Annotated in this window: 19 protein-coding genes; 7 read left to right on the top strand and 12 right to left on the bottom strand. The window is 73.7% G+C overall.

The window, feature by feature from the left end; translation table 11 throughout:
- Window positions 1-156: 156 nt before the first annotated feature.
- The 3 genes from ABZ858_RS08270 to ABZ858_RS08280 all read right to left on the bottom strand — a co-directional run bounded on the left by ABZ858_RS08270 (window position 157) and on the right by ABZ858_RS08280 (window position 2916).
- Window positions 157-1176 (bottom strand): asparaginase, encoded by a 1020-nt coding sequence (locus tag ABZ858_RS08270; RefSeq protein WP_361374513.1) that lies wholly within the window; start codon window positions 1174-1176, stop codon window positions 157-159.
- A 92-nt stretch (window positions 1177-1268) separates the two neighbouring features.
- The gene (locus ABZ858_RS08275; protein ID WP_361373941.1) at window positions 1269-1976 is read right to left on the bottom strand and encodes a FadR/GntR family transcriptional regulator; all 708 of its coding nucleotides are present in this window, start codon (window positions 1974-1976) and stop codon (window positions 1269-1271) included.
- 103 nt (window positions 1977-2079) lie between these two features.
- Window positions 2080-2916: an undecaprenyl-diphosphate phosphatase gene (locus ABZ858_RS08280; RefSeq protein WP_361373943.1), complete on the bottom strand. Its 837-nt coding sequence runs from the start codon at window positions 2914-2916 to the stop codon at window positions 2080-2082.
- 240 nt (window positions 2917-3156) lie between these two features.
- Here ABZ858_RS08280 and ABZ858_RS08285 point away from each other — a divergent pair, with 240 nt between their 5' ends.
- Window positions 3157-3501 carry a glyoxalase gene (locus ABZ858_RS08285; protein ID WP_361373945.1) on the top strand — a complete coding sequence of 115 codons (345 nt, stop codon included), beginning with the start codon at window positions 3157-3159 and terminating at the stop codon, window positions 3499-3501.
- 79 nt (window positions 3502-3580) lie between these two features.
- Window positions 3581-4051 carry a MarR family transcriptional regulator gene (locus ABZ858_RS08290; protein ID WP_361373947.1) on the top strand — a complete coding sequence of 157 codons (471 nt, stop codon included), beginning with the start codon at window positions 3581-3583 and terminating at the stop codon, window positions 4049-4051.
- Here the strand turns inward: ABZ858_RS08290 and ABZ858_RS08295 are convergent.
- The 3 genes from ABZ858_RS08295 to ABZ858_RS08305 all read right to left on the bottom strand — a co-directional run bounded on the left by ABZ858_RS08295 (window position 4005) and on the right by ABZ858_RS08305 (window position 7042).
- Window positions 4005-4412, bottom strand: a complete 408-nt coding sequence (locus tag ABZ858_RS08295) for an SseB family protein (protein WP_361373949.1) — start codon at window positions 4410-4412, stop codon at window positions 4005-4007. The genes ABZ858_RS08290 and ABZ858_RS08295 overlap by 47 nt on opposite strands.
- A gap of 262 nt (window positions 4413-4674) precedes the next feature.
- Window positions 4675-6192 (bottom strand): glycerol kinase GlpK, encoded by a 1518-nt coding sequence (gene glpK / locus ABZ858_RS08300; protein ID WP_361373951.1) that lies wholly within the window; start codon window positions 6190-6192, stop codon window positions 4675-4677.
- A gap of 82 nt (window positions 6193-6274) precedes the next feature.
- Window positions 6275-7042, bottom strand: a complete 768-nt coding sequence (locus tag ABZ858_RS08305) for an IclR family transcriptional regulator (RefSeq protein WP_361373953.1) — start codon at window positions 7040-7042, stop codon at window positions 6275-6277.
- 139 nt (window positions 7043-7181) lie between these two features.
- On the opposite strand from ABZ858_RS08305, the gene ABZ858_RS08310 reads away from it, so the two are divergent.
- Together ABZ858_RS08310 and ABZ858_RS08315 are read left to right on the top strand one after the other, a co-directional pair.
- Window positions 7182-7607, top strand: a complete 426-nt coding sequence (locus ABZ858_RS08310; protein ID WP_361373955.1) for an ATP-binding protein — start codon at window positions 7182-7184, stop codon at window positions 7605-7607.
- Window positions 7608-7714: 107 nt separating this feature from the next.
- Complete coding sequence (locus tag ABZ858_RS08315; RefSeq protein ID WP_361373957.1) at window positions 7715-9166, top strand: cytosine permease; 1452 nt, start codon at window positions 7715-7717, stop codon at window positions 9164-9166.
- Window positions 9167-9202: 36 nt separating this feature from the next.
- On the opposite strand, the gene ABZ858_RS08320 is transcribed toward ABZ858_RS08315, so the two are convergent.
- Window positions 9203-9718 (bottom strand): GNAT family N-acetyltransferase, encoded by a 516-nt coding sequence (locus tag ABZ858_RS08320; RefSeq protein ID WP_361373959.1) that lies wholly within the window; start codon window positions 9716-9718, stop codon window positions 9203-9205.
- Window positions 9719-9851: 133 nt separating this feature from the next.
- Between ABZ858_RS08320 and ABZ858_RS08325 the strand changes: the two genes are divergently transcribed.
- A complete protein-coding gene (locus ABZ858_RS08325) occupies window positions 9852-10658 on the top strand; it encodes a thioesterase family protein (protein ID WP_361373961.1) in 807 nt (268 codons plus the stop codon).
- Between the two features lie 4 nt (window positions 10659-10662).
- On the opposite strand, the gene ABZ858_RS08330 is transcribed toward ABZ858_RS08325, so the two are convergent.
- The 4 genes from ABZ858_RS08330 to ABZ858_RS08345 form a co-directional block, all read right to left on the bottom strand.
- Window positions 10663-11982, bottom strand: coding sequence for a divalent metal cation transporter (locus ABZ858_RS08330; protein ID WP_361373963.1), 1320 nt, complete (start codon window positions 11980-11982; stop codon window positions 10663-10665).
- Window positions 11979-13325: a CBS domain-containing protein gene (locus tag ABZ858_RS08335; RefSeq protein ID WP_361373965.1), complete on the bottom strand. Its 1347-nt coding sequence runs from the start codon at window positions 13323-13325 to the stop codon at window positions 11979-11981. The genes ABZ858_RS08330 and ABZ858_RS08335 overlap by 4 nt, the downstream gene beginning before the upstream one ends.
- A gap of 374 nt (window positions 13326-13699) precedes the next feature.
- A complete protein-coding gene (locus ABZ858_RS08340) occupies window positions 13700-14548 on the bottom strand; it encodes a TIGR03943 family protein (protein WP_361373967.1) in 849 nt (282 codons plus the stop codon).
- The gene (locus tag ABZ858_RS08345) at window positions 14545-15582 is read right to left on the bottom strand and encodes a permease (RefSeq protein WP_361373969.1); all 1038 of its coding nucleotides are present in this window, start codon (window positions 15580-15582) and stop codon (window positions 14545-14547) included. The genes ABZ858_RS08340 and ABZ858_RS08345 overlap by 4 nt, the downstream gene beginning before the upstream one ends.
- 156 nt (window positions 15583-15738) lie before the next feature.
- Here ABZ858_RS08345 and ABZ858_RS08350 point away from each other — a divergent pair, with 156 nt between their 5' ends.
- On the top strand, window positions 15739-16734 hold the full coding sequence (locus tag ABZ858_RS08350; RefSeq protein ID WP_361373971.1) for a DUF1731 domain-containing protein: 996 nt from the start codon (window positions 15739-15741) through the stop codon (window positions 16732-16734).
- Window positions 16735-16903: 169 nt separating this feature from the next.
- Window positions 16904-17929 carry an alcohol dehydrogenase gene (locus ABZ858_RS08355; RefSeq protein ID WP_361373973.1) on the top strand — a complete coding sequence of 342 codons (1026 nt, stop codon included), beginning with the start codon at window positions 16904-16906 and terminating at the stop codon, window positions 17927-17929.
- 134 nt (window positions 17930-18063) lie between these two features.
- On the opposite strand, the gene ABZ858_RS08360 is transcribed toward ABZ858_RS08355, so the two are convergent.
- Window positions 18064-19008 carry an MIP family channel protein gene (locus ABZ858_RS08360; RefSeq protein ID WP_361373975.1) on the bottom strand — a complete coding sequence of 315 codons (945 nt, stop codon included), beginning with the start codon at window positions 19006-19008 and terminating at the stop codon, window positions 18064-18066.
- Between the last annotated feature and the right edge of the window lie 236 nt (window positions 19009-19244).

Here is a 19244-nt window from a genome sequence, read left to right on the forward strand (position 1 = left end):
TGTCCCTCCGGGCCGCTCACCGCGGACGGCAGGTGTCCGTTCCGGCAGGTGTCCGTTCCGGCAGGTCACCATCCCGGCAGGCCAGCGCGGGGCGGTCTCCGGCCGTGCCCGGACGCCCCGCGGTCCTGCGGGGCGCCCGGGCACGGCCGGGGCGCGTCAGGCGCGGGCTGCCGGCAGCGGCTGCGGGGCCAGTGCCCGGACCGGGCGCACCTGGCCGACCGGTTCGCCGCCGCCGAGCAGCACCTCGCCCGCGAACTCGGTGAGCCGGGCCGGATCGACGCCGGCCCGGGCCAGTGCCGCCGCGGCGACCGGTATGCGGGCCCGGTTCGCGCCGTCGGCGATCTTCACGGCGATGGCGCGGCCGTCCGGCAGGGCCGCCACCTGGACGCCCTCGAATCCGTCCTTGGCGAGCAGCCCGGGCACGGCCCGCATCAGCGCGGCCACGTCCCGGCCGGAGCCGGAGGCCAGCTCGGCGTGCTCGCGCATCGCGTCGGCCACCCGGGCCTCCGGTGTGCCCGGCGCGGCCGTGGTGATCCGGGCGGCGGCCCGGGCCAGGCCGTGCAGGGAGATCGCGAACAGGGGCGCGCCGCAGCCGTCCACGCTGGTGCGGGCGATGCGCTGCCCGGTCAGGTCCTCGACGATCTCGGCGACGGCCTGCTGGAGCGGGTGGGCCGGGTCGAGGTAGTCGTCGAGGGACCAGCCGTTGAGCCGGCAGGTGTAGAGCATGGCCGCGTGCTTGCCGGAGCAGTTCTGGGCGAGCCGGGAGGGCATCCGGCCCTCGCGCACCCAGGCGTCCCGCACGACCGGGTCGAAGGGCAGGTCGGGGGTGTTGCGCAGGTCGTCCTCGGTCAGCCCGGCCAGCTCCAGGATGCGCCGCGCGCCGGCGAGGTGGCGTTCCTCGCCGGAGTGGCTGGCGGCGGCCAGCGAGAGCAGCTCGCCCTCCAGCGGCAGCCCGGCCCGCACCATGGCCACGGCCTGGACGGGCTTGACGGCCGAGCGCGGGTAGAAGGCGGCCTCGATGTCGCCGAGCTGGAAGGCGGGGCTGCCGTCGGCGGCCAGGACGACGACCGAGCCGTGGTGGACGCCCTCGACGATGCCGCCGCGCACGACGTGGGCGACGGGGGCGTGGCGGGGTTCGCGGACGAGGGGTGCCTCGGAAAGAGCGCTGCTGTACATCACTGCCTGGATCACTGGTGGGTGGGTGTCGTGGGCGGGGCCGCGCGGGGGTCTCCCGGCGGCCCGGGCGGGCTCAGGGTCCGGTCGGACCGTCAGCCCGGGGCGTGCGCGGGGCGCACGATGTCGGTGAGGGTTGCCTCGACGCAGTCGAGGTGGTGGGACATGGCTCTTGCCGCGTCGGGCTGCGAGCCGTCGGCCAGCGCCTCGACGATCGCCCGGTGTTCCCGGTCGGACTGCTCGCGGCGCCCGCCCAGCTCGTTGAGGAAGGCCGACTGGCGGGCCAGCGCGTCGCGGATCTCCTCGATGAAGCGCCGGAAGACCGGGTTGTGGGCGGCTTGGGCGACGGCCAGGTGGAACAGGGTGTCCAGCGCGACCCAGGAGGCGGTGTCCGTCTCCCGCTCCATCCGCTCCAGCAGCTGGAGCAGGTGGTCCAGGTCCTCGGGCGTGCGCCGCAGCGCCGCGTAGCCCGCGACCGGGATCTCGATGTGCCGGCGCACCTCCAGCAGGTCGCCGGCCGTGTAGTCGCCGAAGGTGGGGTCCGCCGCGGCGCGGGCGACGACGAAGGTGCCCTTGCCGGTCTTCGAGACGGTCAGGCCCATGGTCTGCAGCGCGCGCAGGGCCTCGCGCAGCACGGGCCGGGAGACCTCCAGGGCGCGGCACAGCCCGGCCTCGGAGGGGAGCTTGTCGCCGATCGCGTACTCGCCGCGTTCGATGGCGCCGCGCAGATGGGTGAGGACCGCTTCCATGGCGCTCACGCGCCGCGGCACCACCCCGGCTGTCTGGCTGTCTGACAGGTTCACGGGACCGATGGTCCGGGTTGCCGTACGCGCCTGTCAAGCCGCCGGCCGCGCGCTCCCGGCACGGGGTGCGTACGGGCGCGGAGCCGGACGTACCGGAATCCGCTCAGGCGTCCAGGACCCCCGCGCCCAGCAGCCCGAACAGGGTCAGGCCGATGACGATCCGGTAGACGACGAAGGCGTTGAAGGAGTGCTTGGCGACGAACTTCAGCAGCCAGGCGATGGAGGCGTAGGCGACCACGAAGGAGACGATCGTGCCGACGGCCAGCGGCGCGGCGCCCACCCCCGCGCCCAACGCGTCCTTGAGTTCGTACAGGCCGGCGCCGGTGAGGGCCGGGATGCCGAGGAAGAAGGAGAGCCGGGTGGCGGCGACGCGGTCCAGGTCCAGGATGAGCGCGGTGGACATGGTGGCGCCGGAGCGGGAGAAGCCGGGGAAGAGCAGGGCGAGGATCTGCGAGCAGCCGACCCACATGGCGTCCTTGAAGGAGGTGTCGTCCTCGCCGCGCTTGTGCCGGCCCATCTGGTCCGCGCACCACATCACGGCGCTGCCGGCGATGAGCGAGCCCGCGACCACCCAGAGCGAGGCGAGCGGCCCGTCGATCAGCGGCTTGGCGGCCAGGCCCACGGCGACGATCGGGACGGTCGCGCAGATCACCCACCAGGCGAACTTGTAGTCGTGGTGGTAGCGCTCCTCCCGGTCGACGAGCCCCCGGACCCAGGCGGTGACGATCCGCTTGATGTCCTTGAAGAAGTACACGAGCACGGCGGCGATGGCGCCGACCTGGATGACGGCGGAGAAGCCGACGACGGACTTGTCGTCGACCGGGATGTCCATCAGTCCCTCGGTGATCTTGAGGTGGCCGGTGGAGGACACGGGGAGGAACTCGGTCACCCCCTCGACGACTCCGAGGACGACGGCCTGACCGACGGAGATGGCGCTCATGGGATCCAGTTCTGGGAAGAGACGGTCGACAGTGTTGTAGACGGCGCGTGCGCTGCCGACCCTCTTGCCTTCGCGTGGCGGTCCCGGGTACTGCGTGAGGACGGAGTACTACGCGCAGATGAAGTCCCGGTGACCGCGATCGGTCAGGATCGGAGAAGCCGCAGCGCACTCCCCCGTCCTACCGTGAAACCACCGGCGCACCCGTCGGGCACGACGAGCCATACCGCCAAGGAGTACGCCATGACCACCGGCCTGAAGACGATCATCTATCCCGTCAGGGACCTGGGCCGGGCGAAGGCCCTGTTCGGGGCGCTGCTGGAGGTCGAGCCGTACGCGGACGAGCCGTACTACGTGGGGTACAAGGCGGCCGGGCAGGACGTGGGGCTCGACCCGAACGGGCACGGCAGGGGCATGACCGGACCCGTGCCGTACTGGCATGTCGAGGACATCAGGGGGCGGCTGGCGGCGCTGCTGGCGGCGGGCGCCGAGCTGTTGCAGGACGTCCAGGACGTGGGCGGCGGCCGCCTGATCGCCTCGGTGAAGGACCCGGACGGCAATCCGGTGGGCCTCCTCCAGGACGCGTGAGCGGCGCCGGGCGGCACCCGCGCCCCGGCCGCCGCCCGGCACGGATGCCCACGCGCGGGGGCGCACTACCATGCGGTGCATGGGAGTGAACGCGGCCGGTGCCCGGCTCGGTGAACAGTGGCGGGGCATTCTGTCGGTGCACGCCCGGACGATGTGCGAGATCGACCGCGTACTGCATCCGTACGGGCTGGGCGCGAGCGACTTCGAGGTGCTGGACGTGCTGGCCGCCGAGCCCGCGCCCGAGAGCGCGGGCGGCGAGGGCGACCACTGCCGGGTGCACGACCTCGCCGGCCGGGTGCACCTCAGCCAGAGCGCGCTGTCCCGGCTGATCGGCCGGCTGGAGAAGGACGGCCTCGTCGAGCGGTCGGTCTGCGCGCGGGACCGCCGCGGCGTGTGGGTCGGCCTGACCGGCAAGGGCCGTGACCTGCACACCGAGGTGCTGCCGCTACAGCGCGCCGTGCTCGCCCGGATGCTGGACGGCCGGCGCGGGGACCCCGGGCCGGTCAGCCCTGCGGGCGGGCCAGCAGGGTCCGTACGCCCTCCGAGGTGAGGGTGAGGCCGTGCGGTGAGCTGGCGTCTATGGTGAGCGACAGGTCGTCGGCCGGCCACTGGGAGGCCAGCGCGCCCAGGGGCACCATGCGGTAGCGGGAGACGTAGGGAAGCAGCTCGGACATCTCCAGTTCGGAGGTGAACACGGGCACCACCGGCACCCCGCCCGGCTGTTCCAGGACGGGCAGCGCCACCATCGAGGGGTTGGTGGCGTCCTCGTCGCTCACGTCGTCCGGCACCGGGATCAGTACGTCACTGCCGGCGAGCGTGTTCAGAGCCCCCGTGTCCTCGGCGTTCTCGGCCAGCACGTCCAGCGCCCGCTGGGCAGACGTGGTGGTGTTGTCGTTCGCGGGTGTCTCCATGACAGATTCCCTGGTCGCGGCGGTTGTGGGAGGCGCCCGGGAGGTGACCGCCCGGGTACGGTCCTGGTCGCGTACCCGACCACACACGGCGCAATCGCGCCGGTCCGGGAAATCCGCGGGGCACGTGAGAGGGCCCTCCGCGAGACACCCGCGGAGAGCCCGGGGGGGCTCACTTCCGAACCCTCGTCTTCTGAGTAACCAGCCGGGCGGCACCGACTCACCCTCTCGCCCGTCTGCCCCGTCCGGCCCGCTCCGGCGGGTGTCAGCCGGTGTCCCGGGGCGGGCGGACCCAGTCCAGGGAGCGTTCGACGGCCCGCTGCCAGCTCTCGTACTCCCGGGCGCGGCGTCCGGGGTCCATGTCCGGCAGCCACTGGCCGGCCCGGTGCCAGTTGCGGCGCAGGACCTCCAGGTCGGACCAGTACCCGACGGCGAGTCCGGCCGCGTAGGCCGCGCCGAGGGAGACCGTCTCGGCCACCAGCGGCCGCACCACGGGCACGTCCAGGACATCGGCGAGCAGCTGCATCAGCAGGTGGTCGGAGGTCATGCCGCCGTCCGCCTTGAGCTGTCTGAGGGCGAGCCCGGAGTCGGCGTTCATGGCGTCGACGACCTCCCGGGTCTGCCAGGCGGTGGCCTCCAGCACGGCGCGGGCCAGGTGGCCCTTGGTGATGTAGGAGGTGAGGCCGACGACGACGCCGCGGGCGTCGCTGCGCCAGTGGGGTGCGAACAGGCCGGAGAAGGCGGGCACGATGTAGCAGCCGCCGTTGTCCTCGACCGTGCGGGCCAGGGTCTCGATCTCGGGCGCGGTGTTGATCAGGCCCAGCCGGTCGCGGAACCACTGGACCAGCGAGCCGGTGACGGCCATCGGGCCTTCCAGGGCGTAGACCGTGGGCTCGGTCGCGATCTTGTAGGCGACGGTGGTGAGCAGGCCGTGCCGGGAGCGCACCAGCTCGGTGCCGGTGTTCATGAGCAGGAAGCCGCCGGTGCCGTAGGTGCACTTGGCCTCGCCGGGCGAGAAGCAGGTCTGGCCGAACAGGGCGGCCTGCTGGTCGCCGAGGGCGGCCGTGATGCGCACCCCGGGGAGCAGGGCGCGGGCCTCGCCGTAGCTCTCGGCGGAGGAGCGGATCTCCGGCAGCAGCGCGCGCGGCACGCCGAAGAAGTCCAGCAGTTCCGGGTCCCAGGTCAGGGTGCGGATGTTGACGAGCATGGTGCGGGCGGCGTTGGTGGGGTCGGTGATGTGCAGGCCGCCGTCGGTGCCGCCGGTGAGGTTCCAGATCAGCCAGCTCTCCATGGTGCCGAACAGCACCTCGCCGCGCCGGGCGCGTTCCTCCAGGCCCTCGGTGTGGTCGAAGAGCCAGCGGATGCGGGGCGCCGAGAAGTAGGTGGAGGGCGGCAGGCCGCAGCGGTCGAGGAAGAACTCGTCGCCGGGGCGGTCGCGGAGCGCGTCGACCAGCTCGGCGGTGCGGGTGTCCTGCCAGACGACGGCCCGGCCCAGCGGGGCGCCGGTCCGCCGGTCCCACAGCACGGTCGTCTCCCGCTGGTTGGCGATGCCGACGGCGGCGATCGACGCCGCGTCCGCGCCCGCGCCCTCCAGCGCCTCGGGCACGATCCGCTGCACGTTGCGCCAGATCTCCACCGCGTCGTGCTCGACCCAGCCGGACCGGGGGAAGTACTGCTGATGCTCCCGCTGGGCGACCGAGCACAGCCGTCCGCGCTGGTCGAACAGGATGCATCGGGTGGACGTGGTGCCCTGGTCGATGGACATCACATACCGGTCAACCATGAGGGCCTGCCTTCCGACGCGTCACACGGGTGCCCGGGCCCCGGGGAGCCCGCGGGGCCTGCCAGGAGAGACCTACCGGGCGCTACCAGCGGACCGCTCCCAGGTCCCGGGAAATCGCCCGTGCGGCCTCCCGGAGCAGGGCGGTCAGGGCGGGCAGCGGGTGCCCCCGGGGGTCGCAGATCCGTTCGACGGGGCCGGACAGGCAGATCGCGCCCACCACGAGTCCGCCGTGCCCGCGGATCGGTGCGGCGATCCCGGCGTCGCCCATGCTCATCTCCTGCACCTCCGCTCCCCAGCCGACCTCGCGGATCTCGGCGAGCGCCCGGTCCAGGTCCTCCCGGACGACCAGGGTGTGGCGGGTGTACGCGGCCGGTCCCTCCTCGGAGGGCGGGTCGAGGGTGGCGGCGCCGAAGGCGAGGAGGACCTTGCCGAGCGAGGAGGCGTGCAGCGGTAGCAGCGCGCCCACGTCCAGGGTCTGCAAGGTGTCGTCGGGCCGGAAGACGTGGTGGATGACGAGGACCCGGCCCTCCAGCGGGGTGCCGAGGCGGACCGCCTCGCCGCTGCGGGCGGCCAGCGCGTCGGCCCAGTTGATCGCCCGGGAGCGCAGCTCGTTGACGTCGAGGTAGCTGGTGCCCAGGTGCAGCAGGGCTGCGCCGAGCTGGTACTTGCCGGTGGTCTCGTCCTGCTCGACGAAGTCCACGTGCTGCAGGGTGCGCAGGATGCCGTGGGCGGTGCCCTTGGCCAGCCCGAGGGACGACGCCACCTCGCCGAGCCCGAGCCTGCGCGGGCCGCCGGCGAGCAGGCGCAGGATCGCCGCCGCTCGTTCGATGGACTGGACGGGTCCGGCCATGGGCCGATATTAGTCCTGTTTGCCCCGTTCAGGACTGCTGTTCGGTAATGCCGACCGCCGTTCATTGACCTGACGGCCGTTCGTTCCCTAGCGTGCGTATGCGCGCCATGCCCGCGGCGCCGCCGAAGGAGGAGGGCACATGACCGCAGCGCAGCTCGACGCCGCGCCCCACCGGGAAGTCGACCACGCCTTCCCGCTGCTGCACACGCCCGGGGCCGTCTCGGCCGCACGCCGCCGGGTGCGGGGCGTCCTGGGCGGCTGGAACCTGCCGCCGGACGCCGCCGACGACGTGCTTCTCGTGGTCTCGGAGCTGGTCACCAACGCCCTGGTGCACGCCCGGCCGCCCGCCACCCTGCGTCTGTGGCGGGTCCCGCTCGCCGGGCGCCGGGCCGTGCACGTCGAGGTGACCGACCCGGGACCCGCCGCGCCGCCCGGTTCCAGCCCGGCGCCCGATCCCGACGAGCACGGCCGCGGCCTGGGCATCGTCACCGCGCTGTCGGCCCGCTGCGGGGTGCGGTCGGACCCGGACGGGACCAGCCGCTGGGCCGAGGTGCTCGCGGGCTGAGCCGCGCCGCCCGGGCTCCCGCGCTCCCGCGCCGCCCGCCCGGCTTGACCGGCGGCCCGCCCGGGCCGAATGTGTCCCCAGGGACGGGACCAGCCCCGGGAGGCACCGTGACCACTTCGTCGGAGCCCCGTGTGCCGGGCCTGGAGGTCCGGTCCATCGACTATGTGCCGCTGGACGAGCGGCACGGCAAGCTGTGGCACCTGGGCCCCCTGTGGTTCATGTCGAACGCGCAGATCGCCACCCTGGCGGTGGGCCTGATCAGCATCACCGGGGGCGGCAACCTCCTGTGGTCGCTGCTGGCCATCGTCGCCGGCACGCTGATCGGCACCTTCTTCATGGCGTTCCACTCGGCCCAGGGGCCGCAGCTCGGACTGCCCCAGATGATCCAGTCGAGGCCGCAGTTCGGCTATGTCGGCGCCCTGCTGGTGTGGCTGTTCGCCTACGTCCAGTACGCGGGCTTCAACGTCTTCAACACCATCCTCGCCGGCCAGGCCCTGCACACCACGCTGCACGGCGGCGTCAAGCCGTGGGTGATCGTGGTGACGGCCGTCGGCCTGGTCGTCGCGCTCGTCGGCTACGACGTCATCCACAAAGCCGAACGGCTCCTGACCTACACCTTCCTGGTCGTCTTCGGGATCTTCACCGTGGGCGTGCTCGTCAATCTGCGCTACCCGCCCGGCTCGTTCGACCCGGGCGGCTTCCGGTGGACGCCGTTCCTCGCCCAGTTCGGCGTGGTGGCCGGCTACCAGATCAGCTGGGCCATCTACGTCTCCGACTACTCGCGCTACCTGCCGCCCGGGGTGACCGTCCGCAAGACCTTCTACTGGACCTACTTCGGCTCCGCGCTCGGCGGCATCTGGCTGATGGTGCTGGGCACGCTGCTGGCCGCCTGGGCCGGCCAGGACTTCGACACGATCCGCTCCATCGACGCGGCGGGCGACACCGTGTTCCGCGGGTTCGGCGCCGTCGTGCTGCTGTTCGCGGCGCTCGGCCTGGTCTCCGTCACCGCGCTCAACATGTACGGCGGCTCGCTCACCCTCATCAGCGGCATCGACTCGTTCCGCAAGGTGCGCCCGACGCTCGCCGTGCGGCTGCTGACCCTGGGAGTGACCGCGGCGCTCTCCCTGATCGGCGCGCTCGCCGCGACCTCGCACTTCCTGCGCAACTTCAACGACTTCCTGCTGCTGGTGCTCTACCTGTTCATCCCGTGGACCGCGGTGAACCTCATGGACTACTACGTGGTGCGCCGCGGCCACTACGCCATCGCGGAGATCTTCAACCCGCGCGGCATCTACGGACGCTGGGGGTGGCAGGGCATCACCGCCTATCTGGCCGGGTTCGCCGCCATGGTGCCGTTCTTCTCCGTCGGCACCCTCTTCGCCGGCCCCGCCGCCAAGGCGCTGGGCGGCGCCGACATCTCCCTGTTCATCGGGCTGCCGGTCTCCGCCCTGCTGTACTGGTGGCTGACCCGGTCGCTCGACGTGGCGGCCGAACAGCGGCTGGCGGAGGCGGAGGCGGCGGAACTGGACCGGGCGGCGCACGAGCACCGGGAGCCGTGAGGACCGGCGGACCGGCACGCGGAGGCCCGGACGGGGTCAGACGGCGGTCAGGTCGGTGCGCGGGGTGATGGCCCAGTGGTTGCTGCGCAGCACCCGGCCCGCGAACGGCATGTCGCACGCGCCGAGCAGCCGGAAGCCGAGCGAGCGGCAGATGCCGTTGGAGGACGCGTTGCCGGTCGCCGGGAACGCGTGCACCTCGCCCCAGCGGTCCTCGTCCCGGGCCCGTTCGAGCAGCGCGCGGGCCGCGCGCTTGCCCAGGCCGCGCCCCTGGAAGGCGGGCAGGACCATCCAGCCGATCTCGGACATCGGTCCGTCGGCGCTGTCGTGGGACCACAGGGACACCGACCCGGCGACCTCCCCGGGCCTGCCGGGGCCGGGGACGATCATCTTGATCCAGGCGGTGCCGGCCGCCGCCTCGGCCGCGTCCCGGCGCACCTTGTCCGCCATCCCCGCGCGCGGCAGCGGTCCGCCGAGGCCGGCCATCATCACCGGGTCGCAGCGCATGCGGACGTAGGCGTCGACGTCGTCCGGTGTGACATCGCGCAGATGCACGGGGGTCCTCCTGGGGGTACCGGCCGGGACGTGGAAGTGCGTGGGCGGGCCCCTGCCGGGGTTGGGCTGCGCCGTTCGTGTCATCCTGCCCGACGACCCCTCAAGAGCAGGACAGCCCGAGGAAAGGCGCACGTTGGACACCGGCACCGCGGCTCCCGACAGCTACTACGTCCGCACCGACGACCACCGTTTCAAGCCGACCGCCCACGCCGGCGGCGCCTGGGACGAGAACGAACTGCACTTCAGCCCGCTCGGCGGCCTCGTCGTGCACGCCATGGACCGGTACCTGGCCGGGCGGCCGGCGAGCGGGCTGGTGCTGTCCCGGATCAGCTACGACATCCTGGGCCGCCTCGCCCTGGAGGAGTGCGAGATCCAGGTGGAGACCGTCCGCCCGGGCCGCACCATCGAGCTGCTGGAGGCGGTGGTGAGCGTCGCGGGCCGCCCGGTGGTCCGGGCCCGCGCCTGGCTGCTGTCCGCGCAGGACACCAGCGCCGTCGCCGGAGGCGCGGACGAACCGCTCACCCCGCCCGAGCGGCTCGCGCCGTGGCCGATGGCCGACCTGTGGCCCGGCGGCTACATCGCCTCCCTGGACGTCCGCCCGCTGGCCCCGCCCCGGCCGGGCCGCGCCACGGCCTGGGTCTCCACCCCGCTCGCCCTGGTCGCCGGCGAGCCCAGCAGCCCGCTCGCGTCCTACCTGGCGCTGGTCGACACGGCGAACGGCATCGCCGTACGCGAGTCGCCCACCGCGTGGATCTTCCCGAACGTCGACCTGAGCGTCCATCTGCACCGCGCGCCCGAGGGCCGCTGGACCGGCCTGGACACCACGGTCGTCTTCGGCCCGGGCGGCCAGGGCGTCACCAGCACCGTGCTGCACGACCTGCGCGGCCCGGTCGGCCACGCCCAGCAGCTGCTCACCGTACGGCCGCTGCCCGGCGGCTGACCGGTCAGGCCAGGCCGAGCCAGCCGAGGACGGTCTGCACCAGCAGCACCGTGGACATGGCGGCGACGCCGACCACCACGACGGTGGCCGCGACACGATGGCGCGGGCCGTTGACGGCGTCGCCGAGCACGGAGCGGCGGTTGGTCAGGACCAGCAGGTAGACCAGGACGACGGGACTGATCAGGCCCTGGAGGACCTGGGTGCCGATGAGCAGCTTGATGACGTCGACGGGGGTGAGGGCGACCGCCGCGCCCAGCACGATCTGGGCGGTGAACAGGCCGAGGAACAGCGGGGCGTCGCGGAAGCTGCGGGAGACGGAGCGTTCGACGCCTGCGGCCTCGCCGACCGCGTAGGAGGCGGACAGCGGGACGACCGCCCCGGCCAGCGCGGAGGCGCCGAGCAGGCCGAGCGCGAAGAGGAGTTCGGCCTGCTTGCCCGCGACCGGCTCCAGCGCCCGGGCCGCCTGCGCGGCGGACTGCAGCGGCCCGCTGCCGCCGATGGCGGACGCGGTGGCGATGATGATGGTCAGGCTGACGACGCAGGCGAAGACCGCGCCGAGGACGGCGTCGGCCCGGATCAGCGGGTAGTCGGCGGGCCGCGCGCCCCGGTCGACGACCCCGGCGGCGGCGTAGAACTGCATGTACGGACTGACGGTGGTGCCGATCAGGGCGACGGCGAGCAGGATGAAGTCCTTGTTCCCCTCCGCGTGCGGCACGACCAGATGGTGGCCGACGGCTCCCCAGTCCGGATGGCCGAGGATCATGGCGACCGGGTAGGCGAAGAACGCCAGCGACATGATCAGGAAGATCCGTTCGGCCCAGTGGTAGGACCCGAACAGCACCAGCGCCCACAGCAGTGCGGCGGCCGGCGGGATCACCACCCACTTGGGCACCCCGAGCAGTTCGAAGGCGGCACCGATGCCGGCGAACTCGCTGACCACCAGGCCGGTGTTGGCCAGCAGCAGGCAGAACACGGCGAGCGCGGTCAGGCGCAGGCTGAACTGCTCGCGGATCAGCGCGCCCAGGCCCTTGCCGGTGTGGGCGCCGAGGCGGACGGCCATCTCCTGCACCATCACCAGGGCGACGGTGACCAGGACCATGAAGAACAGCGTGCCGTAGACGTACTGCGAGCCGGCCGAGGCGTAGGTGGCGATGCCGGCGGCGTCGTTGCCGGCGTTCGCGGCGACCAGGCCGGGGCCGGCGATCGCGGCGATCATGGCGATCCGGCGCCGACCGGTGCGGCGGGGCGGCTCGGCGGGGGCCGGGCCGCCCGGGCCGTGCGCGGCCGTGCTGTCGGCGGCCGTGGTGCCGGGGTCGCGAGTCACTGGAGGAACCTCCGGAAGTGCAGGCGCCCGCGTTCGGGCAGCAGGGCGTCGAGCAGGTCGTCGGCGAGGACCCGACCCAGCGGCCGGCCGGTGTCGTCGACCACCAGGAGCGAGGAGGCGCGCGCGGCGACCAGCTGGTCGGCCGCGTCGTCCAGGGCGGTGCCGGGTCCGACGGCGCACGGCGGCCCGAACTGGGTCCGCCAGGCCAGCAGGTCCGCGACGAGCGTGCTCTCCTCGGCGACCGCCAGGTCGAACAGGGGCAGGTCACCGGCGAGCCGGCCGGTGTCGTCGACGACCGCGACGGCGTCGATCTCGGTGCGGTGCCCGGCGAGCGTGGCCAGTTCGGCGCGTACCTCGGCGATGGTCTGCCCGGGCCGGGCGAGCAGCGGCAGCGTGGTCATCGCGCCGCCCGCGGTGCCCTCCTCGTGGGTGAGCAGGCGGCGCAGCTCGGCCGCCTCGCCCATCGGCATCCGGACGAGCAGGTTCTCGCGTTCCTCGGCGGTCAGGTCGCGCAGCGCCTCGGTGGCCTCGTCCGGTTCCATCTCGTCCACGAGCCGTGCGGCGTGCTCGGGGTGGGCCTCGCGCAGCAGGTTCTCCAGTTCGGCGGGTTCCATCTCCTCCAGCGCGTCGGCGGCCTGCTCCGGTTCCAGCCAGTCCAGCAGCTGTTCGCGTTCGGCGCGGCCGAGGTCTTCGAGGATGTCGGCGAGGTCGGCGGGGCGCATCCGGTGCAGCGCGGCCCGGGAGGCGCGCAGCCGCACCTCCGGCGGCCCGTCGGTGGCCTGCTCGGCGAAGGGCGCGACCGCCTGCCAGTCGAGCACCCGCTCCGGGGTGGGCCGGGCCTGCCACCGGCGCGGTCCGAGGCGGCGCAGCAGGGTGGGCAGCGAGACGTCCACGCCGACCAGCACCACCCGGTCCCTGAGCGGCGCCAGGTAGAGGTCGGCGGCCCGGGTGACCTGGATGCCGTCCACGTCGACGAGCTGGTGGTCCAGTACGTCCCGGGCGAGCAGCACCTCGCCGGGGCGGCGGGCGAAGTCCCGCAGGTCGACCCGGGCGGTGCGCAGCCGTACCCGGCCGTCGCGCATCCGGTCGAGGGCGTCGGCGGGCAGGAAGGCGCGCCGCCGCCCGATGCGCAGGATCACTCCGGTCACCGGCGGGTAGGGCTCGGGTCCGGACAGCCGGGCGACCACGTCGGCGACCCGGCCGACCTCCTGGCCTGCCTGGTTGGTGACCGGCCCGCCGACCAGTCCGGCCAGCGAGACCAGGGAGGAGCGTACGGACCGGGTCGCGGTGGCCCGGCGTTCCAGGTGCACCCGGCGGTCGCGCAACCGCGCGGTGGTGGACATGAGGACAGTGGTGGCGGACAAAGGTGAACACCCCCTTGCCCCGGCATGGCGGGGCGGCGGGCGGCCGGTGACAGCCGTCGCCGCCCCTCCCGGGCCGGCCGCGCGGCCGGTGTACGGCGGCGCGCGAGGGGTCAGGAGAGGGTGCGGGCGGGCCGTCCCGGGCCGCGGAAGGACGACGCGGACGACGGGGAGCGGGGCCGACTGTGGCCCGGACTACTGTCCATCACGCCTCCTTCCGTTCACCGGCCGCGGATCGTCGCGGCCGCAGGGCAAGGGGCCCGTGGGAACCGCTCACAGAATACGCCCCCCACTTGACGGATCGGCCCGTCATGACCAGCCCTTGACCGGATACCGGCGGGAACCGTGCCGGAACGTCAGGGCGAGGGTACGAGCGGGAGGTCGTCGGTGTAGGCGTTGACCGGCTTGGCGACCTCGCGGACGTCACGGGCGTCGAGGTCGGCCCGGGCGGAGGAGGTGCCGAGGGTGCCGCCGGGATGCCAGGTGCCGGTGACGGAGACCCAGGTGTCGGCGGCCGGGGCCTTGGTCCCGTGGACGCGGACCTTCACGGACTGGGCGTCGGCCGCGCAGCAGGAGAGGATGATCCGGGTGAGGTACCACGTGTCCCGCCCTTTCTCGGGCGTGACGAAGCCGGTCAGCAGGACCGTGCGGCCCCGGACGGCCTGCGAGGGGTCCTGCTGCACGCGGCGGGTGAAGTCGCTGAGGGTCAGCGGGAGCGGCGAGGTGGCGGGCAGCGGGTCGAAGTCGCTCTGCCGGGCGACGGCCTGGGGTGCCTCGCGGGCGGCGGTGTAGGCGCCGAGGGCCGGCGGGGCGTAGAAGAGCAGGCTCAGGGCGGGCAGGAACAGCAGCCAGGCGACGCGCGGCACACCGGAGTGGTCGTGGCCGTGACCGGAGTGCCCGGGGGCTTGGGTGCCGTGGCCCGTGTGGTCGTCCGCGCCAAGGGCCGCCCGGTCGTCGTGGCCGTGACCGGTGTGGTCGTGGCCGTCCGCGCCATGGGCCGCCCGGTCGGCCCGGCCGCCCCTGCGGCGCGGCCGGGCCGACCACGCCTCCACGACGCCCAGCAGGAGCAGCAGGACGCCGGAGGCGATCAGCAGCGGGCGCATCCCCTCCTTGACGTAGCGCAGGTAGAGGTCGGTGAGGAGGGAGACGTGCAGCAGGCCGAGGCCGCTGAGGACGAGCAGGGTGACCTGCACCGGGCGCTTCACAGCAGGATCCCCCCGACGAGCACGCTGCACAGCACGGCGACGACCGTGGTGGCGGCGGAGAAGCGGGCCGCGAAGGCCCGGCCGAAGGTGCCCGCCTGAAGGGCGATCAGCTTGAGGTCGACCATCGGGCCGACCACCATGAAGGTGAGCCGGGCCAGGGGCGAGAAGCCGGTGAGCGAGGCGGCGACGAACGCGTCGGCCTCCGAGCACACCGCGAGCAGCACGGCGAGGCCGGCCAGGAACAGCACCGACAGCCAGGGCGAGCCGGAGAAGGTGTCGAGCACGGTGCGCGGGACCGCCACGTTGAAGGTGGCCGCCGCCATGGCGCCGAGCACCAGGAAGCCGCCGGCGTGCAGGAAGTCGTACTGGAAGCCCTGGCGGAACTCCGTCCAGCGGCTGTGCCCGCCTTGGTGGCCGGTGTGCCGCACGGTCGGGCGCAGCCACTCCTCGCGGCCCAGGAAGAGCCAGAGCCAGCCCATGACGGCGGCGGTGACGAACGAGGCGAGCAGCCGGGCCAGGACCATCGCGGGAGTGTTCGGGAAGGCGATCGCGGTGGCGGTGAGCACGACCGGGTTGACGGCGGGCGCCGACAGCAGGAACGCGAACGCGGCGGCCGGGGTGACCCCTCGGTTGATCAGGCTGTTGGCGACCGGGACCGAGGCGCATTCGCAGCCGGGCAGCACGACCCCGGCGACGCCGGCGACGGGCACGGCGAGGACGGGCCGCTTGGGCAGCACGCGGCTGAACACCCGGGCCGGCACGAACGCGTTGATGGCGCCGGACAGGGCGGTGCCGAGCAGCAGGAAGGGCAGCGCCTGCACGGTGACGGCGAGACAGACGGTGCGCCACGCCTGGAGGGCCTGGCCGTCCGACCAGCGGCCGGCGACGAACACCGCGGTGCCGGGCAGCACGGCGGCGCCGAGGAGCAGCAGCGGCCAGTACCGGGGCCAGCCGGCGGTGGGTGACGCCCCGGCCGTCGCCGGGGCCGCCGCGGGCGTCCGTGCCTCCTCGGGCAGTACGTCTGTCTTCTGCATGCCGGCTCCGAACGTCGCTGTGTCCGCACGAACATAGCGGGCTCCGGCCGCGCTCCCGCGCAGGGGACGCGCCGGGCCTCACCCTCCCCAGGTTTTGAACGTGTTCAACTTTCTGGGCTACAGTCGTGGTCACACCGACGAAGGGGGACGACGCCGATGAAGATCGTGCTGCCGGGCGGAAGCGGACAGGTGGGTACGGTCCTGGAGCGGGCGCTGACCGCCGCCGGCCATCAGGTGGTGGTGCTGAGCCGGCGGCCCGGGCGCCCGGGGCAGGTCCGGTGGGACGGGCGGACCCTGGGTGCGTGGGCGCGGGAGATCGACGGCTGCGACGTGGTGGTGAACCTGGCCGGCCGCAGCGTGAGCTGCCGCTACACGCCCGCCAACCTGAAGGCCATGATGGACTCCCGGGTGGACTCCGCCCGGGTGGTGGGCGAGGCGATCGCCGCCGCCGCGCGCCCGCCCCGGGTCTGGCTGCAGATGAGCACCGCGACGGTCTACGCCCACCGTTTCGACGCGCCGAACGACGAGGCGACCGGTGTGATCGGCGGCTCGGAGCCCGGTGTCCCGGGCTACTGGGCGTACAGCGTCGGCATCGCCCGCGCCTGGGAGCGCGAGCAGGAGCGGGCCGCGACCCCGCACACCCGCAAGGTCGCCCTGCGCTCCGCCATGGTGATGAGTCCCGACCGGGGCGGCGTCCTCGACGTGCTGCTGCGGCTGGCCCGGCTCGGGCTCGGCGGGCCGGTCGCGGGCGGCGCGCAGTACGTGTCCTGGATCCACGACCACGACTTTGTGCGCGCCGTGCGGTACCTGGCCCGACGGGAGGACATCACCGGGCCGGTGAACCTCGCCGCCCCGAATCCCCTGCCGCAGCGCGCGTTCATGCGGGTGCTGCGCACCGCGTGGGGCGTGCCGGTGGGCCTGCCCGCCACGCGGTGGATGGCCGAGGCGGGCGCCCTGGTGCTGCGCTCGGACACCGAGCTGCTGCTGAAGAGCCGGCGGGTCGTGCCCGGCCGGCTGCTCGACGCCGGTTTCACCTTCGCCCACCCGCACTGGCCGGAGGCCGCCGTGGACCTCGTACGCCGGGTACGGCACCCGGAGCGCGGGCCGGGCCCCGCCGCCCCGGGGACTGAGCCCGCGCAGCCGGGCCGCTGACCTCCCGCGCACGCCGGGGACCGTCCCGTGCGCTCGGCGCGCGCGATCGGCGCGGGGCTGGTGTGCTGGGAGTGGGGGATCTCGGGGCAGGGGGCTCGGGGCAGGGGCCTTGGGATGGGCCCCGGGAAGTCCTGGGGGCCTTGTCGCCGACCCGTGCCGGGAGATGCAGATGGGTACGTACACAGTCGCGCAGGTCACCACGGCCGGCGGGCCGTTGGAGATCACCGGGCGGGAGGTGCCCGAACCGGGTCCCGGCCAGGTGCGGATCGCCGTGGAGGCGTGCGGGATCTGCCACAGCGACTCCTTCTTCGTGGACGCCGCGCTGCCCGGCGTGCGGTTCCCGGTGGTGCCGGGGCACGAGATCGCCGGGCGGATCGACGCGCTCGGCGAGGGGACGCGGGAACGCGGTCTCGCCCCGGGCGACCGGGTGGCGGTGGGCTGGTTCGGCGGGAGCTGCGGGTACTGCACGCCGTGCCGGCGGGGCGACTTCGTGGTGTGCGAGAACCTGAAGGTGCCCGGCTGGGCGTACGACGGCGGCTTCGCCGAGCGGGTGATCGCGCCGGCCGACGCCCTGGCCCGGATCCCCGACGCCCTGGAGGCGAGCGACGCGGGGCCCCTGGCATGCGCCGGGGTGACGGTCTTCAACGGGCTGCGGCGCAGCTCTGCCCGGCCCGGCGAGCTGGTCGCCGTGCTGGGCATCGGCGGACTGGGGCACCTGGGAGTGCAGTACGCGGCCGCCATGGGCTTCGAGACGGTGGCGATCGCCCGGGGCCCGGAGAAGGCCGCCTTCGCCGAACGGCTGGGCGCCCACCACTACATCGACAGCACCGCGGACACCCCGGTCGCCGAGGCGCTGGGCGCGCTCGGGGGCGCCTCGGTGGTGCTGGCCACCGCGGGCAGCTCCGACGCCATCACGGCGACCGTGGACGGGCTGCGGCCCCGCGGCGAGCTGGTGGTCATCGGCGCGACGCCCGACCCGCTGGGCATCAGCCCGCTCCAGCTGATCAACGCCGGCCGGGTGGTCCGCGGCCACCCCTCCGGCACCGCCCAGGACGTGCAGGACACCATGGCCTTCAGCGTCCTGCACGGGATCCGCCCGATGACGGAGGCCGTACCACTGGCCCGGGCCGACGAGGCCTACCAGAAGATGCTGTCGGGCAAGGCCCGGTTCCGGATGGTGCTGACGACGGGATGACGGGCGGCCCCCTCGTCGGTCGCCGGGCGCCGGGGTTCGGTGGAACTCCGGTTCGGTGGAACTCCGCGAAGAACGAGGAGAGTTTCGCTCACCGGGACACGCCAGTGCCCCGGTGAGCGCACCGCGCCCGGCGGCTACTCCTCGTCCGACGCCGTGCCCCGGGTGCGGCCGACCTCCGGGAGTTCGGCCTGTTGGGCGCGGACGTGCAGGATGTCGCCGATGAAGAGGTCGTAGACCAGCACGCCGACCAGGCCGCCGACGAGCGGGCCGACGATGGGGATCCACCAGTAGTGGCTGAACGAGCCCGCCAGGCTGCCCGGTAGCGCCAGGTCGCCCCAGCCGGCGAAGAAGGTGAACAGGCGCGGGCCGAAGTCGCGGGCCGGGTTGATGGCGTAGCCGGCGTTCGCCCCGAAGGACATGCCGACGGCCGCCACCGCGAGCCCGATCACCACGGGGCCGAGATTCGCCTTGACCGCGGTGTTGCGCAGGTCGACGACGGCCACGATCAGCATGACCAGCAGTGCGGTGCCGACGATCTGGTCCACCAGTGGGCCCCAGTTGCCGCCGTGGAAGTAGGGCGCCGGGAAGGTGGCGAAGATGGAGAACGAGGACAGCGTGTGCCCGTTCGTCTTGGGCCCCTTCATGGCGTGGTCGAAGGTGTTGATGGCGTCGTGGTAGACGGCGTACACCAGGGCGGCGCCGACGAAGGCGCCGACGAGCTGGGAGAACCAGTACGGGACGACCTTCGCCCAGGGGAACTTGCGCCGCGCGGCGAACGCGAGGGTCACCGCCGGGTTGAGGTGCGCGCCGCTGACGCCGCCGGCCACGTACACGCCGAAGGTCACCGCGAACGCCCAGCCCCAGGCGACCAGCAGCCAGTCACCGGCCCCGAGGAAGAACGTGGTGGGCCCCTCCGTCCGGCCGGAGCCGGGCAGCGCGGCGACCGCCATGGCCACCACGCCGTCCCCGAAGGAGATGAGGACCAGCGTCCCCAGGAATTCCGCCAGGCATTCGCCCCACAGCCCGCGGCGACGCCTGAGACGGGAGGGTCTGATCAGAGGCGAGATCTCTACGGCCATATCGGCCCCCTCGACGTACGGTCCGGCCCTCGGGCCGGCAACCCTGCTTCGGGCGGCCCCGCGTCACTGCCCACGGACCGGTCCGGCGGACAGGCCCACATCGCGGCTCCGCGTCTGTGAACAGTCTGCGCGCCGGGACGGGCCCGGGCCACTCGGCCGGGTCCCGGGATTCGAACGCGCTGCCCCTGTCCGCCCCGCGTACGCCCCAGGTGTGAAGCCCATACGGGTGATCCTTA

Origin of the sequence: Streptomyces sp. NPDC047017, from assembly GCF_040644175.1 — a bacterium.
Taxonomy (GTDB): domain Bacteria; phylum Actinomycetota; class Actinomycetes; order Streptomycetales; family Streptomycetaceae; genus Streptomyces.

Bases quoted from the DNA above. Each gene is read 5' to 3' on its own strand.
- ABZ858_RS08270 (WP_361374513.1), bottom strand. From the start codon at position 1,176: ATGTACAGCAGCGCTCTTTCCGAGGCACCCCTCGTCCGCGAACCCCGC.
- ABZ858_RS08280 (WP_361373943.1), bottom strand. From the start codon at position 2,916: ATGAGCGCCATCTCCGTCGGTCAGGCCGTCGTCCTCGGAGTCGTCGAG.
- ABZ858_RS08285 (WP_361373945.1), top strand. From the start codon at position 3,157: ATGACCACCGGCCTGAAGACGATCATCTATCCCGTCAGGGACCTGGGC.
- ABZ858_RS08290 (WP_361373947.1), top strand. From the start codon at position 3,581: ATGGGAGTGAACGCGGCCGGTGCCCGGCTCGGTGAACAGTGGCGGGGC.
- ABZ858_RS08295 (WP_361373949.1), bottom strand. From the start codon at position 4,412: ATGGAGACACCCGCGAACGACAACACCACCACGTCTGCCCAGCGGGCG.
- glpK (WP_361373951.1), bottom strand. From the start codon at position 6,192: ATGGTTGACCGGTATGTGATGTCCATCGACCAGGGCACCACGTCCACC.
- ABZ858_RS08305 (WP_361373953.1), bottom strand. From the start codon at position 7,042: ATGGCCGGACCCGTCCAGTCCATCGAACGAGCGGCGGCGATCCTGCGC.
- ABZ858_RS08310 (WP_361373955.1), top strand. From the start codon at position 7,182: ATGACCGCAGCGCAGCTCGACGCCGCGCCCCACCGGGAAGTCGACCAC.
- ABZ858_RS08335 (WP_361373965.1), bottom strand. From the start codon at position 13,325: ATGTCCACCACCGCGCGGTTGCGCGACCGCCGGGTGCACCTGGAACGC.
- ABZ858_RS08345 (WP_361373969.1), bottom strand. From the start codon at position 15,582: ATGCAGAAGACAGACGTACTGCCCGAGGAGGCACGGACGCCCGCGGCG.
- ABZ858_RS08350 (WP_361373971.1), top strand. From the start codon at position 15,739: ATGAAGATCGTGCTGCCGGGCGGAAGCGGACAGGTGGGTACGGTCCTG.
- ABZ858_RS08355 (WP_361373973.1), top strand. From the start codon at position 16,904: ATGGGTACGTACACAGTCGCGCAGGTCACCACGGCCGGCGGGCCGTTG.
- ABZ858_RS08360 (WP_361373975.1), bottom strand. From the start codon at position 19,008: ATGGCCGTAGAGATCTCGCCTCTGATCAGACCCTCCCGTCTCAGGCGT.